17 protein-coding genes and 1 tRNA gene are annotated in these 15,812 nt (G+C 72.1%); 9 read left to right on the top strand and 9 right to left on the bottom strand.

The genetic code is table 11. From position 1 onward, the window contains the following. Nucleotides 1-145: 145 nt before the first annotated feature. Together SXIN_RS14250 and SXIN_RS14245 are read right to left on the bottom strand one after the other, a co-directional pair. Nucleotides 146-219, bottom strand: a tRNA-Pro gene (locus tag SXIN_RS14250). A gap of 164 nt (nt 220-383) precedes the next feature. Beyond that, nucleotides 384-1,316, bottom strand: coding sequence for a metallophosphoesterase (locus SXIN_RS14245; RefSeq protein WP_019707542.1), 933 nt, complete (start codon nt 1,314-1,316; stop codon nt 384-386). 175 nt (nt 1,317-1,491) lie between these two features. On the opposite strand from SXIN_RS14245, the gene SXIN_RS14240 reads away from it, so the two are divergent. Then, nucleotides 1,492-1,959, top strand: coding sequence for a GatB/YqeY domain-containing protein (locus tag SXIN_RS14240; RefSeq protein ID WP_019707543.1), 468 nt, complete (start codon nt 1,492-1,494; stop codon nt 1,957-1,959). 107 nt (nt 1,960-2,066) lie between these two features. On the opposite strand, the gene SXIN_RS14235 is transcribed toward SXIN_RS14240, so the two are convergent. Next, entirely contained in the window at nt 2,067-4,301 is a 2,235-nt protein-coding gene (locus tag SXIN_RS14235) for a transglycosylase domain-containing protein (protein WP_019707544.1), read from the bottom strand. A gap of 377 nt (nt 4,302-4,678) precedes the next feature. Between SXIN_RS14235 and SXIN_RS14225 the strand changes: the two genes are divergently transcribed. After that, entirely contained in the window at nt 4,679-5,014 is a 336-nt protein-coding gene (locus SXIN_RS14225) for a WhiB family transcriptional regulator (RefSeq protein ID WP_039820431.1), read from the top strand. On the opposite strand, the gene bagB is transcribed toward SXIN_RS14225, so the two are convergent. Together bagB and bagA are read right to left on the bottom strand one after the other, a co-directional pair. Continuing rightward, nucleotides 4,996-6,438, bottom strand: coding sequence for an ArsA family ATPase (bagB, locus tag SXIN_RS14220; protein ID WP_095757068.1), 1,443 nt, complete (start codon nt 6,436-6,438; stop codon nt 4,996-4,998). The genes SXIN_RS14225 and bagB overlap by 19 nt on opposite strands. Beyond that, nucleotides 6,435-7,424 (bottom strand): ATPase BagA, encoded by a 990-nt coding sequence (gene bagA, locus SXIN_RS14215; protein WP_019707546.1) that lies wholly within the window; start codon nt 7,422-7,424, stop codon nt 6,435-6,437. Before bagA ends, bagB begins: the two co-directional genes overlap by 4 nt. A 72-nt stretch (nt 7,425-7,496) precedes the next feature. Between bagA and SXIN_RS14210 the strand changes: the two genes are divergently transcribed. The 4 genes from SXIN_RS14210 (at nt 7,497) to SXIN_RS14195 (ending at nt 10,053) form a co-directional block, all read left to right on the top strand. Further along, nucleotides 7,497-7,655 (top strand): Sp36 family protein, encoded by a 159-nt coding sequence (locus SXIN_RS14210; protein WP_019707547.1) that lies wholly within the window; start codon nt 7,497-7,499, stop codon nt 7,653-7,655. Beyond that, nucleotides 7,652-8,116, top strand: coding sequence for a RidA family protein (locus SXIN_RS14205; RefSeq protein ID WP_019707548.1), 465 nt, complete (start codon nt 7,652-7,654; stop codon nt 8,114-8,116). Before SXIN_RS14210 ends, SXIN_RS14205 begins: the two co-directional genes overlap by 4 nt. A gap of 156 nt (nt 8,117-8,272) precedes the next feature. After that, nucleotides 8,273-9,226 (top strand): NUDIX hydrolase, encoded by a 954-nt coding sequence (locus SXIN_RS14200; protein WP_019707549.1) that lies wholly within the window; start codon nt 8,273-8,275, stop codon nt 9,224-9,226. Continuing rightward, entirely contained in the window at nt 9,223-10,053 is an 831-nt protein-coding gene (locus SXIN_RS14195; RefSeq protein ID WP_019707550.1) for an MBL fold metallo-hydrolase, read from the top strand. The genes SXIN_RS14200 and SXIN_RS14195 overlap by 4 nt, the downstream gene beginning before the upstream one ends. A gap of 78 nt (nt 10,054-10,131) precedes the next feature. On the opposite strand, the gene SXIN_RS14190 is transcribed toward SXIN_RS14195, so the two are convergent. After that, nucleotides 10,132-10,806: a Crp/Fnr family transcriptional regulator gene (locus tag SXIN_RS14190; RefSeq protein ID WP_019707551.1), complete on the bottom strand. Its 675-nt coding sequence runs from the start codon at nt 10,804-10,806 to the stop codon at nt 10,132-10,134. 249 nt (nt 10,807-11,055) lie between these two features. On the opposite strand from SXIN_RS14190, the gene nth reads away from it, so the two are divergent. The 3 genes from nth to SXIN_RS14175 are packed head-to-tail and all read left to right on the top strand — an operon-like array spanning nt 11,056 to nt 13,865. Next, on the top strand, nt 11,056-11,898 hold the full coding sequence (nth, locus tag SXIN_RS14185; RefSeq protein WP_019707552.1) for an endonuclease III: 843 nt from the start codon (nt 11,056-11,058) through the stop codon (nt 11,896-11,898). Continuing rightward, entirely contained in the window at nt 11,895-12,653 is a 759-nt protein-coding gene (locus SXIN_RS14180) for an NUDIX hydrolase (RefSeq protein ID WP_019707553.1), read from the top strand. The genes nth and SXIN_RS14180 overlap by 4 nt, the downstream gene beginning before the upstream one ends. A 12-nt stretch (nt 12,654-12,665) precedes the next feature. Next, nucleotides 12,666-13,865: a MarP family serine protease gene (locus SXIN_RS14175; RefSeq protein WP_019707554.1), complete on the top strand. Its 1,200-nt coding sequence runs from the start codon at nt 12,666-12,668 to the stop codon at nt 13,863-13,865. A gap of 160 nt (nt 13,866-14,025) precedes the next feature. Here the strand turns inward: SXIN_RS14175 and SXIN_RS14170 are convergent, their stop codons facing one another. The 3 genes from SXIN_RS14170 to SXIN_RS14160 form a co-directional block, all read right to left on the bottom strand. Continuing rightward, nucleotides 14,026-14,244: a hypothetical protein gene (locus SXIN_RS14170; protein ID WP_078649557.1), complete on the bottom strand. Its 219-nt coding sequence runs from the start codon at nt 14,242-14,244 to the stop codon at nt 14,026-14,028. 123 nt (nt 14,245-14,367) lie between these two features. After that, complete coding sequence (locus SXIN_RS14165) at nt 14,368-15,294, bottom strand: alpha/beta fold hydrolase (protein WP_019707555.1); 927 nt, start codon at nt 15,292-15,294, stop codon at nt 14,368-14,370. Between the two features lie 25 nt (nt 15,295-15,319). Beyond that, the gene (locus SXIN_RS14160) at nt 15,320-15,760 is read right to left on the bottom strand and encodes a phage holin family protein (protein ID WP_019707556.1); all 441 of its coding nucleotides are present in this window, start codon (nt 15,758-15,760) and stop codon (nt 15,320-15,322) included. Between the last annotated feature and the right edge of the window lie 52 nt (nt 15,761-15,812).

Below are 15,812 nucleotides of genomic sequence, written 5' to 3'. Positions count from 1 at the left end.
AGATATTGGCTTCGGGTATGCGGGCTACAGATGCCAGGAATCAGACCCCGGACTGGGCCCCCACATGGCTCTCGAAGTAGCTCCCGGAACCACTCAAGGGCCCGACCCGCTGAGCGGATCAGGCCCCTGACCTGGTACTTCTCTGTCGGGGTGGCGGGATTTGAACCCACGACCTCTTCGTCCCGAACGAAGCGCGCTGCCAAGCTGCGCTACACCCCGAAGCAACGAGCTCTACTTTAGCGGACCCGGAGCCACAGGAGAAATCCGATATCCGGGGGTGGTGCCGCGGTCGCCCAGACCAGGGCCCCGGGGACCGTTCCGGCTGCTCAGGCCGCTAGCCCTCCGGGCCACGCGGCCCCTCGTGCCGACCGAGTGCCCGCCGCTCAGTCCCGCCGTTCCACCAGTGTCAGCAGCGTCGCCTCCGGGGGGCATGCGAAGCGGACCGGGGTGTAGCGGTTGGTGCCGCAGCCCGCCGAGACGTGGAGGTACGCGGTGTTGCCGCCCGCCCGGTGGGTGGAGAGGCCCTTCACGCGCTCGGTGTCCAGGTCGCAGTTGGTGACCAGGGCCCCGTAGAAGGGGACGCAGAGCTGCCCGCCGTGGGTGTGGCCGGCCAGGACCAGCGGGTAGCCGTCCGCCGCGAAGGCGTCGAGGGTGCGCAGGTACGGGGCGTGGACCAGGGCGAGGGAGAAGTCCGCGTCCTGCTCCGGGCCGCCGGAGACCTCCTCGTAGCGGTCCCGCTTGATGTGCGGGTCGTCGAGGCCGGTGAGGGCGATCTCGATGCCGTCCAGCTTCAGCCGCCCGCGCGAGTTCGACAGCCCGACCCAGCCGGCGGCGTCGAAGGCGTCCCGCAGGCCCTCCCACGGGTTGCGGCGGACGCCGATCGCCGGATCGTTCTTGCCGTTCAGCCCGTGCTCCCCGCGGACCTTCTCCAGCAGGTAGCGGCCGGGGTTGCGCAGCTTGGGCGCGTAGTAGTCGTTCGAGCCGAAGACGTAGGTGCCGGGGAACTCCATCAGCGGGCCGAGCGCGTCCAGCACCTCCGGCACACCCTCCGGGTCGGAGAGGTTGTCGCCGGTGTTGACGACGAGGTCCGGCCGCAGCCCGGCCAGTTCGCGCAGCCAGCGCTGCTTCTTCCGCTGCCCGCCCACCATGTGGATGTCGGAGACCTGCAGGACGCGCAACGGCCGCATCCCGCGCGGCAGGACGGGCACCGTCACCCGCCGCAGCCGGAACGAGCGGACTTCGAAGCCGGCGGCGTAGGCGACTCCCGCCGCGCCGACTGCCGTGATTCCCAGGGGTACTGCGTATCGCGCGCGCATCCCTCCATGGTCGCAGAGCCGGAGGGATGCGGTGCGACGAGGCGGCCGGTGCCCCGCGGGCCCCGCCCCGGCGGAATGTGCACGGTGCGCCGAGGGCCGGGTCCGGGCGCGGTGCGCCGAGGGGGCGGGGCTAATGAGCTGGGCGGATCGGCGCCCCTCCTGGCACACTCACGGCATGACCACGCTCAAGAACCGCCTGCAGGAGGACCTCACCGCGGCCATCCGGTCCCGCGACGAGCTGCGCTCCTCCACGCTCCGGCTGACCCTCACCGCGATCACCAAGGAGGAGGTCTCGGGCACCTCCGCCCGCGAGCTCTCCGACGACGAGGTGCAGAAGGTGATCGCCCGCGAGGCGAAGAAGCGCCGCGAGTCCGCGGACGCCTTCGAGCAGGGCGGTCGCACCGAGTCGGCCGAGCGGGAGCGGGCCGAGGGCGAGGTGCTGGCCGAGTACCTGCCGAAGCAGCTGTCCGACGAGGAACTGTCGGCGATCGTGGACGAGGCCGTGAAGGAAGCGGTGGCCGGCGGCGCCGAGGGTCCCCGGGCGATGGGCGCGGTCATGAAGATCGTCAACCCGAGGATCGCGGGCCGGGCCGAGGGCGGCCGGGTGGCGGCCGAGGTCAAGAAGCGGCTCGCCGCCGGCTGAGAGCCGGACAGCGGCCCAGCGCACCTGGACGGAAACGGCCCCACTCCCCTCTCCCGCGGGAGGGTGAGCGGGGCCGTCCGCGTCGGATGCGGGCCGGGCCGGGCCGCTCAGCGGCGTCCGCCGGAGCCGTTCCCCGGGCCCTGGATGAAGCCCTCCGGGATGGAGAACGTCGGGTTCGGCTCGGCGCCTCCGTCGCCTCCGCCACCGATGAGACCGCCGTTGCCGCCCGGGAAACGGTCGCGCGGCTTCCGGTCGTCCTCGTCCTTCTCCTTGTCGTCCTTCTTCGGCGGGTCGGCGATCGGCACCTCGACGAAGCCCGGCGCCTCCTTGCCCTCCAGCGCTCCCGCCATCGCGTCCCGCCAGATCGGGCCGGGGACCCCGCCACCGAAGACCTTGGGGTGGTAATCGCCGCCGATGGTGATGTCGATCATCTTGCGCTGGTGCTGCGGGTCGCCCACCCAGACGGCTCCGGCCAGGTTCGGCGTGTAGCCCACGAACCAGGCCGCGTACCGGGAGTCGGTGGTACCCGTCTTGCCTGCGCTGGGCCGTCCGCTGAGACCGGCCTGGGTGCCCGTGCCGTCCTCGACAACGCCCTTCAGCAGGGTGTTCATCGTGTCGGCGGTCCGCTCGTTCATCGCCCGGGTGCACTTGCTCTTGGGGACGTCCAGGGACTTGCCGTTGGCGTCCTTGATCGACTCGATGGCGACCGGGGTGCAGTACGTGCCACGGCTGGCGAAGGCGGCGTAGCCGGCGGCCATGGTCAGCGGGGACATCTCCTGGACTCCCAGGGTGACGGACGGCACCTGCTTGAGCTCGTCACCGCCGGCCGGCTCGATGCCCATCTTCTCCGACATCTCGACCACCGGGCAGATGCCGATGTCGCTGATCAGCTGCACGTAGTAGGTGTTCACCGACTTCGCGGTGGCCTCCCGCATGCCGTACGGACCGACCTCGGACTCGTTCTCGTTCGCGACCTTGGGCGGGTTCGCCGACGACCACTGGCCCTCGCACTTCGGCACCGGGCTCGGGTAGGTCATCTCGTACGGCGACGGGTACGCCCGTGACGGGTTGACGCCCCGCTCGAGCGCGGCCGCCGCGACGATCGGCTTGTACGTCGAGCCGGGCTGGTAGCCCATGCCGCCGCCCATGCTCTTGTTGACCGAGTAGTTGATCGTGGTCTCGTCCTTGGCGAGACCGTACGGCCGGGACTGGCCCATGCCGAGGATCTTGCCGGTGCCCGGCTCGACCAGCGAGACCGCGGCGGCCACCTCGTCGCTCTGGTAGACGTGCTCCTTGACCGACGCCTGAACGGACTTCTGCGCCTTGGGGTCGAGGGTGGTGCGGATGGTCAGCCCGCCCTCGTTCCAGCGCTTGGTCCGCTCCTCGGGGGTCTTGCCGAACTCCTCGCTGCCCAGGAAGACCCTGCGGACGTAGTCGCAGAAGAAGCCGGCGCCGTTCACGGCGGTGATGCAGCCGTTCTGCGGTTTGCTGACGTCGAGGCCCAGGTCCTTCTTCTTGGCCTCGGCGGCCTCCGCCTTGCTGACGTGGCCCTGCTCGGCCATCCGGTCCAGGACCAGATTGCGCCGCTTGAGCGCCTGGTCGCCGTTGGCCACCGGATCCCAGCGGCTGGGCGACTGCACGATGCCGGCCAGCAGCGCGGCCTCCTGCAGCTCCAGGTCCTTGGCGGACTTGCTGAAGTAACGCTTCGCCGCCGCCTCCACGCCGTAGGCCTGCTGGCTGAAGTAGGTGATGTTGAGGTAGTTCTCCAGGATCTTCTTCTTGCCGAGCTCTTCCTCGACCTGGATCGCGTACTTCAGTTCCTTGATCTTGCGCCCGAGGGTCTGCTGGGTGGCGGCCTCGAACTTCTCCTCGTTGTTGCCCGCCTCCTCGACGAAGACGTTCTTCACATACTGCTGGGTGAGCGTCGAGGCGCCCTCGGAGACCTCGCCCGACCGGGCGTTCTTGTTGAGCGCGCGGAGTATGCCCTTGAGGTCGATCGCGCCGTGCTCGTAGAAGCGTTCGTCCTCGATGGCGACGATCGCCTTCCGCATGTGGGGCGAGATGTCCTTGAGCGGCACCACCGTGCGGTCGCGCGAGTAGACGGTGGCGATCAGACCGCCCTCGGAGTCGAGGATGCTGGTCTTCTGGCTCAGCGGCGGGCGCTTGAGGTTGGCGGGGATCTCGTCGAACCCCTCGACCGAACCCTTGGCCACCAGTCCGAGCGCGCCGGCGGCCGGAAGCGCGATGCCGGCCAGTACGGCTCCGGAGAGCACACTGACACCGAGGAACTTGGCGGCCTGTCGCGAGGTCGAGCGGCCACCGCCGGGGCGCTTGTTAGCCATAGAGGCAGCCTACGTTCTCATTCGCCGGACAGGTACGCATCCCTTGGCCTAAGCTCGTCACGAGCGTAACGACGCTGTCATCGCGTACTCTCTTCCGCTCCTTCGGGTGCGACATCTGTCATCAATGCGGACATGTACCCCCCGATCTCCATCGGGACGAGCCTGAACCACCCCGCTCTGGCCGGGATTTCCGTGATGTCCCCGGCTCACTCCGTTGGGTGATCTGCCGCGTACGCATAGTCCGTTCGGGCCATTCAAGATTGGGCCCGCTGGGGGTGTTGCGCTCTGTCCACCTTCCGTAACGTCCTCAACTGGCAACGGTGAATATGCCGCTGCCGCCGTGGGGGAGCCTCGATTCGGGAGAGGACGGCGCCAGCATGGGCTGGGTAACCGACTGGAGTGCGCAGGCAGCCTGCCGCACTACCGATCCGGATGAACTGTTCGTTCAAGGAGCGGCTCAGAACAGGGCCAAGGCCGTCTGCACCGGCTGTCCGGTGCGCACGGAGTGCCTTGCCGACGCTCTGGACAATCGCGTCGAATTCGGCGTCTGGGGGGGAATGACGGAGCGGGAGCGGAGGGCACTGCTGCGCCGGCGGCCGACGGTCACGTCCTGGCGCAGGCTGCTGGAGACCGCACGCGCGGAGTACGAGCAGAGCTCGGGCCTGCTGCCCGTGGAGCTGGAGGAGGCCGGGAACTACGCCGCCGCCGGCTGACCCGCCAACTGCTCCCCGATGGCACGCAGCCCCGCCAGGTCGTGTACGTCACCGGGCAGTGCGGCCACCTCCGTCACCGGCACATCCGGGTGGACGGCGGTGAAGCGCTCCCGGGTGCGCTGCTCCCGGGCCAGGGTCCGCATGCGCTCGGCGTGCAGCCGCAGCAGCCGCGCGGCGAGCTGATCCGCCGTGGGTCCGTCCACCGCGTCCGCCGCCGCGGGCCGTGCCGTCGCCGGCTCGCCGGCGGCGCCGTCCTCGGCGGTGTCCGGAGCGGCGGGGGAGTCCGCGGGCGGGGCATCGCCGGGAACCGTCCCGGTGGGGTCAGCCTGCCCGCCGGCAGCGTCGGCGATGCGGCCGTTCTCAAGATTTTCCGACTCGTTCTCCGCCTCGAGCTGCTCCGCGGCGGCCAGGGCGCGCTCGGCGCTGATCCGGTCGGCCCCGCTGCCGTGCACCCGGTTCAGCACCAGCCCGGCCAGCGGCATCTTCTCGGCCGCGAGCCGCTCCACGAAGTACGCGGCCTCCCGCAGCGCGTCCTGCTCCGGCGCCGCCACCACGAGGAACGCCGTACCGGGCGCCTGCAGCAGCCGGTACGTGGCGTCGGCCCGGGTGCGGAAGCCGCCGAACATGGTGTCCATCGCGGCGACGAACGTCTGGACGTCCCGCAGCAGCTGCCCGCCCACCAGCTTGCTGAGCGTGCCCGTCATCACCGACATGCCGGCGTTGAGGAACTTCATCCCGGCCCGGCCGCCGACCTTCGCCGGCGCCATCAGCACCCGGATGAACTTGCCGTCCAGGAAGGAGCCGAGCCGCTTGGGCGCGTCCAGGAAGTCCAGCGCGGACCGGCTCGGCGGGGTGTCCACGATGATCAGGTCCCACTCGTCGCGCGCCCGGAGCTGGCCCAGCTTCTCCATGGCCATGTACTCCTGCGTGCCCGCGAAGCCGGCGGAGAGCGACTGGTAGAAGGGGTTCGCCAGGATCGCCCGTGCGCGCTCCGGGTCGGCGTGCGCCTCGACGATCTCGTCGAAGGTGCGCTTCATGTCGAGCATCATGGCGTGGAGTTCGCCGGACGCTCCGGCTCCGGTCTCGCCGCTCCCTCCGGCCTCGCCGGCTGCTCCGGTGTCCCCGGCATCCCCGGCGGACAGGCCCTCCACCCGGCGCGGGATGTTGTCGAGCGAGGCGATCCCCATCGACTGGGCCAGCCGCCGGGCGGGGTCGATGGTGAGCACCACGACCCTGCGCCCGCGCTCCGCGGCCCGTACGCCCAGGGCCGCGGCCGTCGTCGTCTTGCCCACCCCGCCCGAGCCGCAGCACACGATGATGCGTGTCCCCGGATCGTCCAGGAGGGCGTCCGTGTCCAGCCGGGGCACCGGCCCGTCGAGGACCGAGTGCCCGGTGGACTCCGGCCGCTGACGCTCGCCGCTCATCCGGCCACCCCCGGCACTCCCTGCTTCCGTATGTCCTTGGCCAGCCGGTAGAGACCGGCGATGTCCGCGCCCTCGTCCAGGAACTCCAGTTCGGGCGCGGGAAGTCCGAGACCGGCTATCTCCTTGCGCTGCTCCTGCTCCAGCCGGACCCGTACGACATGCTCCCGGGCCTGCTCCAGCAGCGGATCGACCAGCCGCTCGGCCAGTCCGCCGCGGCGGGCCCCGCCGAGACCGGCCCGGGAGAACGCCTTGGCGACCGCCGGGCGCTCACCGTCCGCGGCCCGGCTCAGCTCCTCCTCGCCGAGCAGCGGCGGCCGCACCATGTTGATGAAGATCCCGCCCACCGGCAGCGCGGCGGCACGCAGCTCCGCCACCCCGTCCACCGTCTCCTGGACGGGCATCTCCTCCAGCAGCGTCACCAGGTGGACCGCCGTCTCGGGGGATTTCAGCACCCGCATCACGGCCTGCGCCTGGTTGTGTATCGGGCCCACCCGGGCCAGCCCGGCGACCTCGTCGTTGACGTTCAGGAAGCGGGTGATGCGGCCGGTCGGCGGCGCGTCCATGATCACGTGGTCGTAGACGGGGCGGCCGTTCCTCCGCTTGCGGCGGACGGCCTCGCACACCTTGCCGGTCAGCAGGACGTCCCGCAGGCCCGGCGCGATGGTCGTGGCGAAGTCGATCGCCCCGAGCTTCTTCAGCGCCCGGCCGGCGCCGCCGAGCTTGTAGAACATCTGCAGATAGTCGAGGAGGGCCCGCTCGGCGTCCACGGCGAGGGCGAACACCTCACCGCCGCCCGGGCCGACCGCGATCTTGCGCTCCTCGTAGGGCAGGGCGTCCGTCTCGAAGACCTGCGCGATGCCCTGCCGGCCCTCCACCTCGACCAGCAGGGTGCGCCGCCCCTCGTCGGCCAGGGCGAGCGCGAGGGCCGCGGCGACCGTGGTCTTCCCGGTACCGCCTTTGCCGCTGACGACGTGGAGCCTGCTCATGCAAGGGAGCCTAACCAGTCGGGGCCCGGGCTACGCACGAGCCCGGGTGTCGCAGGCATTACAGTCACCACCATGACCAAGTGGGAATACGCGACCGTGCCGCTGCTCGTCCATGCCACCAAGCAGATCCTCGACACCTGGGGCGAGGACGGCTGGGAACTCGTCCAGGTCGTACCGGGTCCCAACACGGAGCAGCTCGTGGCCTACCTGAAGCGGGAGAAGACCGCGTGAGCGCCGTCGAGGACAGGATCGCGGAGCTCGGGCTGACGCTGCCCGGCGTGGCCGCGCCGGTCGCCGCGTACATCCCGGCCGTGCGGACGGGCCCGTACGTCTACACCTCCGGGCAGCTGCCGCTCGTCGCGGGCAAGCTGCCGCTGACCGGGAAGGTCGGCGCGGAGGTCACCGCCGACGAGGCCAAGGACCTGGCCCGCACCTGCGCGCTGAACGCCCTGGCGGCCGTCAAGTCCGTGGTCGGCGACCTCGACCGGATCGTCCGTGTCGTCAAGGTCGTCGGCTTCGTGGCCTCCGCCCCGGACTTCACCGGCCAGCCGGGCGTCGTCAACGGCGCCAGTGAGCTGCTGGGCGAGGTGCTGGGCGAGAAGGGCGTGCACGCGCGGAGCGCGGTCGGAGTGGCGGTCCTGCCGCTGGACGCGCCCGTCGAGGTCGAGATCCAGGTGGAGGTGGAGGGCTGAGCCCGGGGCTGGGCCCGGGGCCGGGCCGTCGAGGAGGCCGGAAGTCGCCGGCCGGGCCGGCGGGCCGTGCGGCCCGCCGTGCCCCGTCCGGCCGCCGCAGGCCTCACCTGCCCGGTCGCCCTCGAACATCAGCCCGGGAGCGCATAGCATCCGGCCATGTCCGCAACGAATGGCCAGTGGTATCCGCCCGAGTGGCCCGAACGCATCCGGGCCCTGGCGAGCGGTGAACTCACCGCCGTGACGCCGCGCCGGGCCGCGACCGTCCTGCTGCTGCGGGACGGCACCGCCGGGCCCGAGGTCCACATGCTCCGCCGGCGCACGTCCATGGCGTTCGCCGGCGGCGTGTACGCCTACCCGGGCGGCGGCGTCGACGCCCGCGACGAGCGCCCCGTCGGCTGGGCCGGCCCGTCCCGCGCGGACTGGGCGCGGTGGCTCGGCACCGACGAGCCGGCGGCCCAGGCCATCGTCTGCGCGGCCGTCCGGGAGACCTTCGAGGAAGCCGGGGTGCTCCTCGCCGGATCGAGCCCCGGCACCGTCGTGGAGGACACCACGGGCGAGGACTGGGAGGCCGACCGGGCCGCGCTCGTCGCCCGCGAGCTCTCCTTCGCCGACTTCCTCTCCCGGCGCGGACTGCTGCTCCGCAGCGACCTGCTGGCGCCCTGGGACCGCTGGATCACCCCGGAGTTCGAGCCCCGGCGCTACGACACCTGGTTCTTCGCCGCGGTCCTGCCCCGCGGCCAGCGCACCCGCGACGTCTCCACCGAGGCGGACCGCACGGTCTGGATCCGCCCCGCCGAGGCTGCCGCCGGACACGACCGGGGAGACCTGACGATGATGCCGCCGACCATCGCCACGCTGCGCCGCCTCCAGCCGTACGCGTCGGCCGCCGAGGTGCTCGCCGCGGCCGCGGACCGGGAGCTCACGCCCGTCCTGGCGGTGGCGGAGCTGCGCGACGACGGCATCGTGCTGAGCTGGCCGGGCAACGACGAGTTCACCACCCACATCCCGGGCGGGCCCGGAGCGCCGCGGTCCTCCCCGGATCCGTCCCCGGCTCCCGCTCCCGCTCCGGCGCCGTCCCCGTCCGCCCCGGCCGAGGGGGCGGGCGCATGACGGACGCGGCGGCGCTGCCCGGGCAGCCGCGTGGCCTGGTCGTCTCGGGACCCGCGACGGAACGGGCGGTGTGCGTCCTGGCCCCCAACCCGTCGCCGATGACCCTGGACGGCACCAACACCTGGATCCTCTCCGAACCCGATTCGGACCTCGCCGTCGTCATCGACCCGGGACCGCTGGACGACGCCCATCTCACCGAGGTCGTGGCGACGGCCGAGCGCGCCGGCAAACGGATCGCGCTGACGCTCCTCACCCACGGGCACGCCGATCACGCGGAGGGCGCGGTCCGTTTCGCCGCGCTGACCGGCTCGGCGGTCCGGGCCCTGGACCCGGCCCTGCGCCTCGGGGACGAAGGGCTCGGCGCGGGGGACGTCGTCACCACCGGCGGTCTCGAACTGCGCGTCGTCCCGACCCCCGGGCACACCTCCGACTCCCTCTCCTTCCATCTCCCGGCCGACGCGGCGGTCCTCACCGGCGACACGGTGCTCGGCCGGGGCACGACGATGGTGGCCCACCCGGACGGGCGGCTGGGGGAGTACCTCGACTCGCTGCGGCGGCTGCGTTCCCTGACGGTCGACGACGGGGTGGACACCGTGCTGCCCGGTCACGGCCCCGTGCTCGACGACGCCCGGGGCGCCCTGGAGTTCTATCTCGCCCACCGGGCGAGCCGGCTGGCGCAGGTCGAGACGGCGGTCGAGGCCGGCCACCGCTCCGCGCCGGACGTCGTGGCCCATGTGTACGCCGACGTCGACCGCACGCTGTGGCCGGCCGCCGAGCTGTCGGTCCGCGCACAGCTCGACTATCTGCGGGAGCACGGACTGATCTGAGGACACGGCTCCGCGGCGGACCGGTACCGCCGTGGGGCGGTAGGCCAGTGGGGCGGTACGGCCGTGGGCCGCGGAAGATCAGCGGGAGCGCTTCGCGAGCCGCTCGACGTCCAGCAGGATCACCGCGCGCGCCTCCAGCCGCAGCCAGCCGCGGCCGGCGAAGTCGGCGAGCGCCTTGTTGACCGTCTCGCGGGAGGCGCCGACCAGCTGGGCCAGCTCTTCCTGCGTCAGGTCGTGCACCACGTGGATGCCCTCCTCCGACTGCACGCCGAAGCGGCGGGAGAGGTCCAGCAGGGCCTTGGCGACACGGCCCGGAACATCGGAGAAGACCAGGTCGGACATGGTGTCGTTGGTCCGGCGCAGCCGCCGCGCGATGGCGCGCAGCAGGGCCGTCGAGACCTCGGGCCGGGCGTTCAGCCAGGGCTGCAGGTCGCCGTGGCCGAGGCCGAGGAGCTTGACCTCGGTGAGAGCGGTGGCCGTGGCCGTCCGCGGGCCCGGGTCGAAGAGCGACAGCTCACCGATGAGTTCACCCGGGCCGAGCACGGCGAGCATGTTCTCGCGGCCGTCGGGGGAGGTGCGGTGGAGCTTCACCTTGCCCTCGGTCACCACGTACAGGCGGTCGCCCGGGTCGCCCTCGTGGAACAGGGCCTCCCCTCGCGCGAGGGTGGCCTCGGCCATCGAGGCGCGCAGCTCAGCGGCCTGCTCGTCATCGAGCGCCGCGAAAAGCGGGGCGCGCCGCAGAACGTCGTCCACGAGATCTCTCCTTGTCGACATGCCCAGAGGACCTTGGTCCCCATGATGCCGGACGGCAAAACTGTGTGATCAAACACAAGTGTGGCGCATCGCTGCCGCAAGCCATACGGCAGGGGGCCGATTGGGGGGTGATTCTTTGCGGCCGGGGCGGATGACGGTGCCTGGCCTTAGGCTGGCCGGGTATCCAATACGCCTTTGAGAGCACAGGATAAGGGGGCCGGACGGGTGACTGAGGCGCCTGATTCCGCTGTGGGCGAACGTGAGCCCGCGGCAGCACGGAAAGCCGCGAAGGCCGGCCGGGCGGCCAAGTCCGCCGGGGCGGCGAAGCCCGAGTCGCGGCTGGCCCTGGTCCGCCGGGCGCGGCGGATCAACCGCGAACTCGCGGAGGTCTACCCGTACGCGCACCCCGAACTGGATTTCCGTAATCCCTTCGAGCTGCTGGTGGCCACGGTCCTCTCCGCCCAGACCACCGACCTCCGGGTCAACCAGACGACACCCGGCCTCTTCGCCGCGTACCCCACCCCGGAGGAGATGGCGGCCGCCCACCCCGAGGAGCTGGAGCAGATCATCCGGCCCACGGGCTTCTTCCGCGCCAAGGCCAAGTCGCTGCTGGGCCTCTCCGCCGCGCTCCGGGACCGCTTCGGCGGCGAGGTGCCGGGCCGGCTGGAGGACCTGGTCAAGCTGCCCGGCGTCGGCCGGAAGACGGCCAACGTGGTGCTGGGCAACGCCTTCGGGGTGCCGGGGATCACGGTCGACACCCACTTCGGGCGGCTGGTCCGCCGCTGGAAGTGGACCGAGCAGGAGGACCCGGAGAAGGTCGAGGCCGAGATCGCCGCCCTCTTCCCGAAGAGCGAGTGGACGATGCTCTCGCACCGGATCGTCTTCCACGGCCGCCGCATCTGCCATGCCCGCAAGCCGGCCTGCGGGGCCTGCCCCATCGCCCCGCTCTGCCCGGCGTACGGCGAGGGCGAGACGGACCCGGAGAAGGCGAAGAAGCTGCTCAAGTACGAGATGGGCGGGCAGCCGGGCCAGCGTCTGAACCCGCCCGCGGACTACCCGGGCCGGCCGGCGCCGCCGCTGGGGGCGGAGTGACGGGCTCCGCGAGTCCCCGGCCGGCCCGCGCGGGCGACATCACCGTCACCGCCGACGGGCTGCCCGGCTGGCTGGATCCGGTCGCGCAGGCGGCCCGTACCGTTCAGCCGCGGCAGCTCAGCCGGTTCCTGCCGCCGGAGTCCGGCGGCAGGCAGTCCGCCGTGCTGATCCTCTTCGGGGAGGGCGACGGCCGCGCCGGAGACGGCGGACGGGACAGCGGGCGTGGGGGCGGCCGCGGTGCCGGACGCGAGCCGGAGTTGCTGCTCATCGAGCGCTCCAGCAGCCTGCGCTCGCACGCCGGGCAGCCGTCATTCCCCGGCGGGGCGCTCGACCCGGAGGACGGCGATCCGCAGAGCGACGGCCCCCTGCGCGCCGCGCTGCGGGAGGCCGAGGAGGAGACCGGCCTCGACCCGGCCGGGGTGCAGCTCTTCGGTGTCCTGCCGCGGCTCTACATCCCGGTGAGCGGCTTCGTGGTGACTCCCGTGCTCGGCTGGTGGCGCGAGCCCACGCCCGTCGCCCCCGGCGACCCGGCGGAGACGGCGCGGGTCTTCACCGTCCCCGTGGCGCATCTCACGGACCCCGGCAACCGCGCGACCACCGTCCACCCCAGCGGCCACCGCGGCCCCGCGTTCCTGGTCGGAGAGGCGCTGGTGTGGGGATTCACGGCCGGCGTGATCGACCGGATCCTGCACCACGCGGGCTGGGAGCGGCCGTGGGACCGCGGCAGACAAGTGCCGCTCGACTGGCGCGCGTGAGACGGTGTCCCGGTGAATGTGCTGGACATCCTGTTGCTGCTCGCCGCCGTGTGGTTCGCGGTCGTGGGCTACCGCCAAGGCTTCGTGGTCGGCATCCTCTCGGTGATCGGCTTCCTCGGCGGCGGTCTCGTCGCCGTCTACCTGCTGCCGGTGATCTGGGACCGGCTCACCGACCGCTCCCCGCCGGGCACCGCGGCGGTGGTGGTGGCCGTCGTCATCGTGATCGTCTGCGCCTCCGTCGGACAGGCCTTCACCACGCATCTCGGCAACAAGCTGCGCCGGCACATCACCTGGTCGCCGGCGCGCGCGCTCGACGCGACGGGCGGCGCGCTGGTCAACGTCGTCGCGATGCTGCTGGTCGCCTGGCTGATCGGCTCGGCGCTGGCCGGCACGGCGCTCCCGCCGGTGGGCAAGGAGGTCCGCAACTCCAAGGTGCTGCTGGGCGTCGAGCAGGTGATCCCGGACGCCGCGAACAGCTGGTTCTCGGAGTTCGGTTCCGTCCTGGCGCAGAACGGCTTTCCCCAGGTCTTCAGCCCGTTCTCCAACGAACCCATCACCACCGTGGAGCCGCCCGACCCCGAGCTGGTGAACAGCCCGGTCGTCGCCCGCGCGCAGCGCAGCATCGTCAAGGTGCTCGGCACCGCGGACAGCTGCAGCAAGGTTCTGGAGGGCACCGGCTTCGTCTTCGCGCCGAACCGCGTCATGACGAACGCCCACGTCGTCGGCGGTGTGGACGAGCCGACTGTGCAGATCGGCGGCGAGGGCAGGCTGTACGACGCCACGGTCGTGCTCTACGACTGGGAGCGCGACATAGCCGTGCTCAACGTCCCCGGCCTCGGCGCACCGGCGCTGGAGTTCGCCGAGAAGGACGCCGAGCGCGGGGACGGCGCGATCGTCGCGGGCTTCCCGGAGAACGGCGGATTCGACGTCCGCGCGGCGCGCGTCCGCAGCCGTATACAGGCCGACGGCCCGGACATCTACCACCGGGGCACCGTGAGCCGCGACGTCTACTCCCTCTTCACGCTGGTCCGCCAGGGCAACTCCGGCGGCCCGCTGCTGACCCCCGACGGCCGGGTCTACGGCGTGATCTTCGCCAAGTCCCTCGACGACGAGGACACCGGGTACGCGCTGACGGTCGACGAGGTGCGGGAGGACATCAGCCGCGGACGCACCGCCGAGCAGACCGTGGACAGCCAGGGCTGCGCCCTGTAGCGGCGGTGCCGGGAGCACCGTACGCATGAGGGCCGCCCCGGTCCCGTGGGGCCGGGGCGGCGTCGGATGTCGTACGGGACGGTGGTGCGGTGGCGCGGGATACCGGAACCGTCTCTGCGAGTCGGCCCGGATCCGGCGGCCGGCCGTCAGCGGTCGGCGATCAGTCGCGCGGATGGCGCAGGCGCGCCGACACCCAGCGGGCGCGGCGGCGGAGAATGTGCGGGATACCGAGACCCGGAGGCTCCAGATGGAAGGCCACGGACGGGTTCTGGGCCCGTTTCCCGGAGGATCCGGGGGAGACCACCCCCTGGGGGGTGTTCCGCACGATGGCGGCGCGGTGATCACGAGATACGTCACGGTAGTCGTGCGTCCAACCCATACCGGGGGCTTTCCCGGGACCGGTGGTCGGTAACCGCCCGGGACTCGGCCAGTTGGCCTATGCGCCGGGCAAGTGGCCGGTCCCCCCGCGCGGCAGCGGTCCGGCCGGTGGCGGCAGCCGGGCCTACCGGTCCGGTTCCGTGTCCTTGAGCCAGCTGATCAGCTCGTGGGAGAAGGCCGCCGGGTCCTCCTCGTGCGGGAAGTGGCCGAGGCCGTCGAACAGCCGCCAGCGGTACGGCGCTTCGACGTACTCGCCGGAACCGGCGGCGCTCCGCGTCCGCATCACCGGGTCGAGTGAGCCGTGCAGATGCAGGGTCGGGACCCGGACCGGGCGTTTCATCCGGCGGTTGAACTGGATGCCGTCGGGGCGGGCCATCGAACGCACCAGCCACCGGTACGGCTCGATCGAGCAGTGGGCGGTCGAGGGGATCGACATGGCCCGGCGGTACGCGTCCACCGTCTCGTCCTCCGGCAGCCGCGGGCCGGACCACTCCCGTATCAGCCGGCCCACCAGCGCGGCGTCGTCGGCGAGGAGCTGCCGCTCGGGAACCCAGGGGCGCTGGAAGCCCCAGACATAGGAACCGGCCCGGGTCTGCCGGACGTCCGTGAGCATCGCCGAACGCCAGCGGCGCGGATGCGGCATGGAGGTGACCGCGAGCCGGCGCACCAGCTTGGGGCGCATCACCGCGGCGGTCCAGGCCAGATAGCCGCCGATGCCGTGGCCGACGAGGGCGGCGTCCGGTTCGCCGAGGGAGCGGATCACCCCGGTGACGTCGAGGGCGAGGTTGGCCGGATCGTAGCCGCGCGGGGTGCGGTCACTGCCGCCCACGCCGCGCAGGTCCATGGCGACGGCCCGGAAGCCCGCGTCGGCGAGGGCGGTCAGCTGGTGCCGCCAGGCCCACCAGAACTCCGGGAAGCCGTGGAGCAGCAGGACCAGCGGCCCGTCACCGGCCTCGGCGATGTGAAAGCGGGCGCCGTTGGCGGCGACGTCCCGGTGGGTCCAGGGACCGCCGATCCTGACGGCCGTGGCGGGGGTCTCGGGCGAGGTCATGCGGAGAGCGTGCCACACACTCCCGCTACGGCGCCGGTTCGGCGGGCACGGCCGCCCGCGGGCGCGGGTGGGGTTTGGCGTTGCCGAGCACGGCCGCCGTCTCCCGGGCGGAGGCCATGCTCTTCTCCGGCTTCTTCACCTTCTTGAACTTGGCGACGGCGAAAAGACCCAGGAGCGCGGCCAGCAGCAGATAGGCGCTCCCCACGATGAGGAAGGACCAGGCCAGCCCGAGCCCCAGGTTGTGGATGCCGTACGCGGCGGCGAAGCTCAGCACGGGCAGGGAGAACAGGGCCAGGACTCCGGCGGTGGTGATGGCGAAGCCGCCGATGCCCGCCCGCTTCGCGTCCTGCCGCAGCTCGGCCTTGGCCAGCGCGATCTCGTCGTGCACGAGCGCGGACAGCTCGGTGGTCGCCGTGGCCATCAGCTGTCCGAGGCTGCGGTCGGCGTCCTGTTCGACTGGGCTCATCGCTTCATCCCTCAATTCCGGTCTGCTGGGACTCCCTGACGGGACTCAGCGG

Source organism: Streptomyces xinghaiensis S187, from assembly GCF_000220705.2.
GTDB classification, from domain to species: Bacteria; Actinomycetota; Actinomycetes; order Streptomycetales; family Streptomycetaceae; genus Streptomyces; species Streptomyces xinghaiensis.
This window is presented reverse-complemented; position numbering and strand designations above follow the sequence as displayed.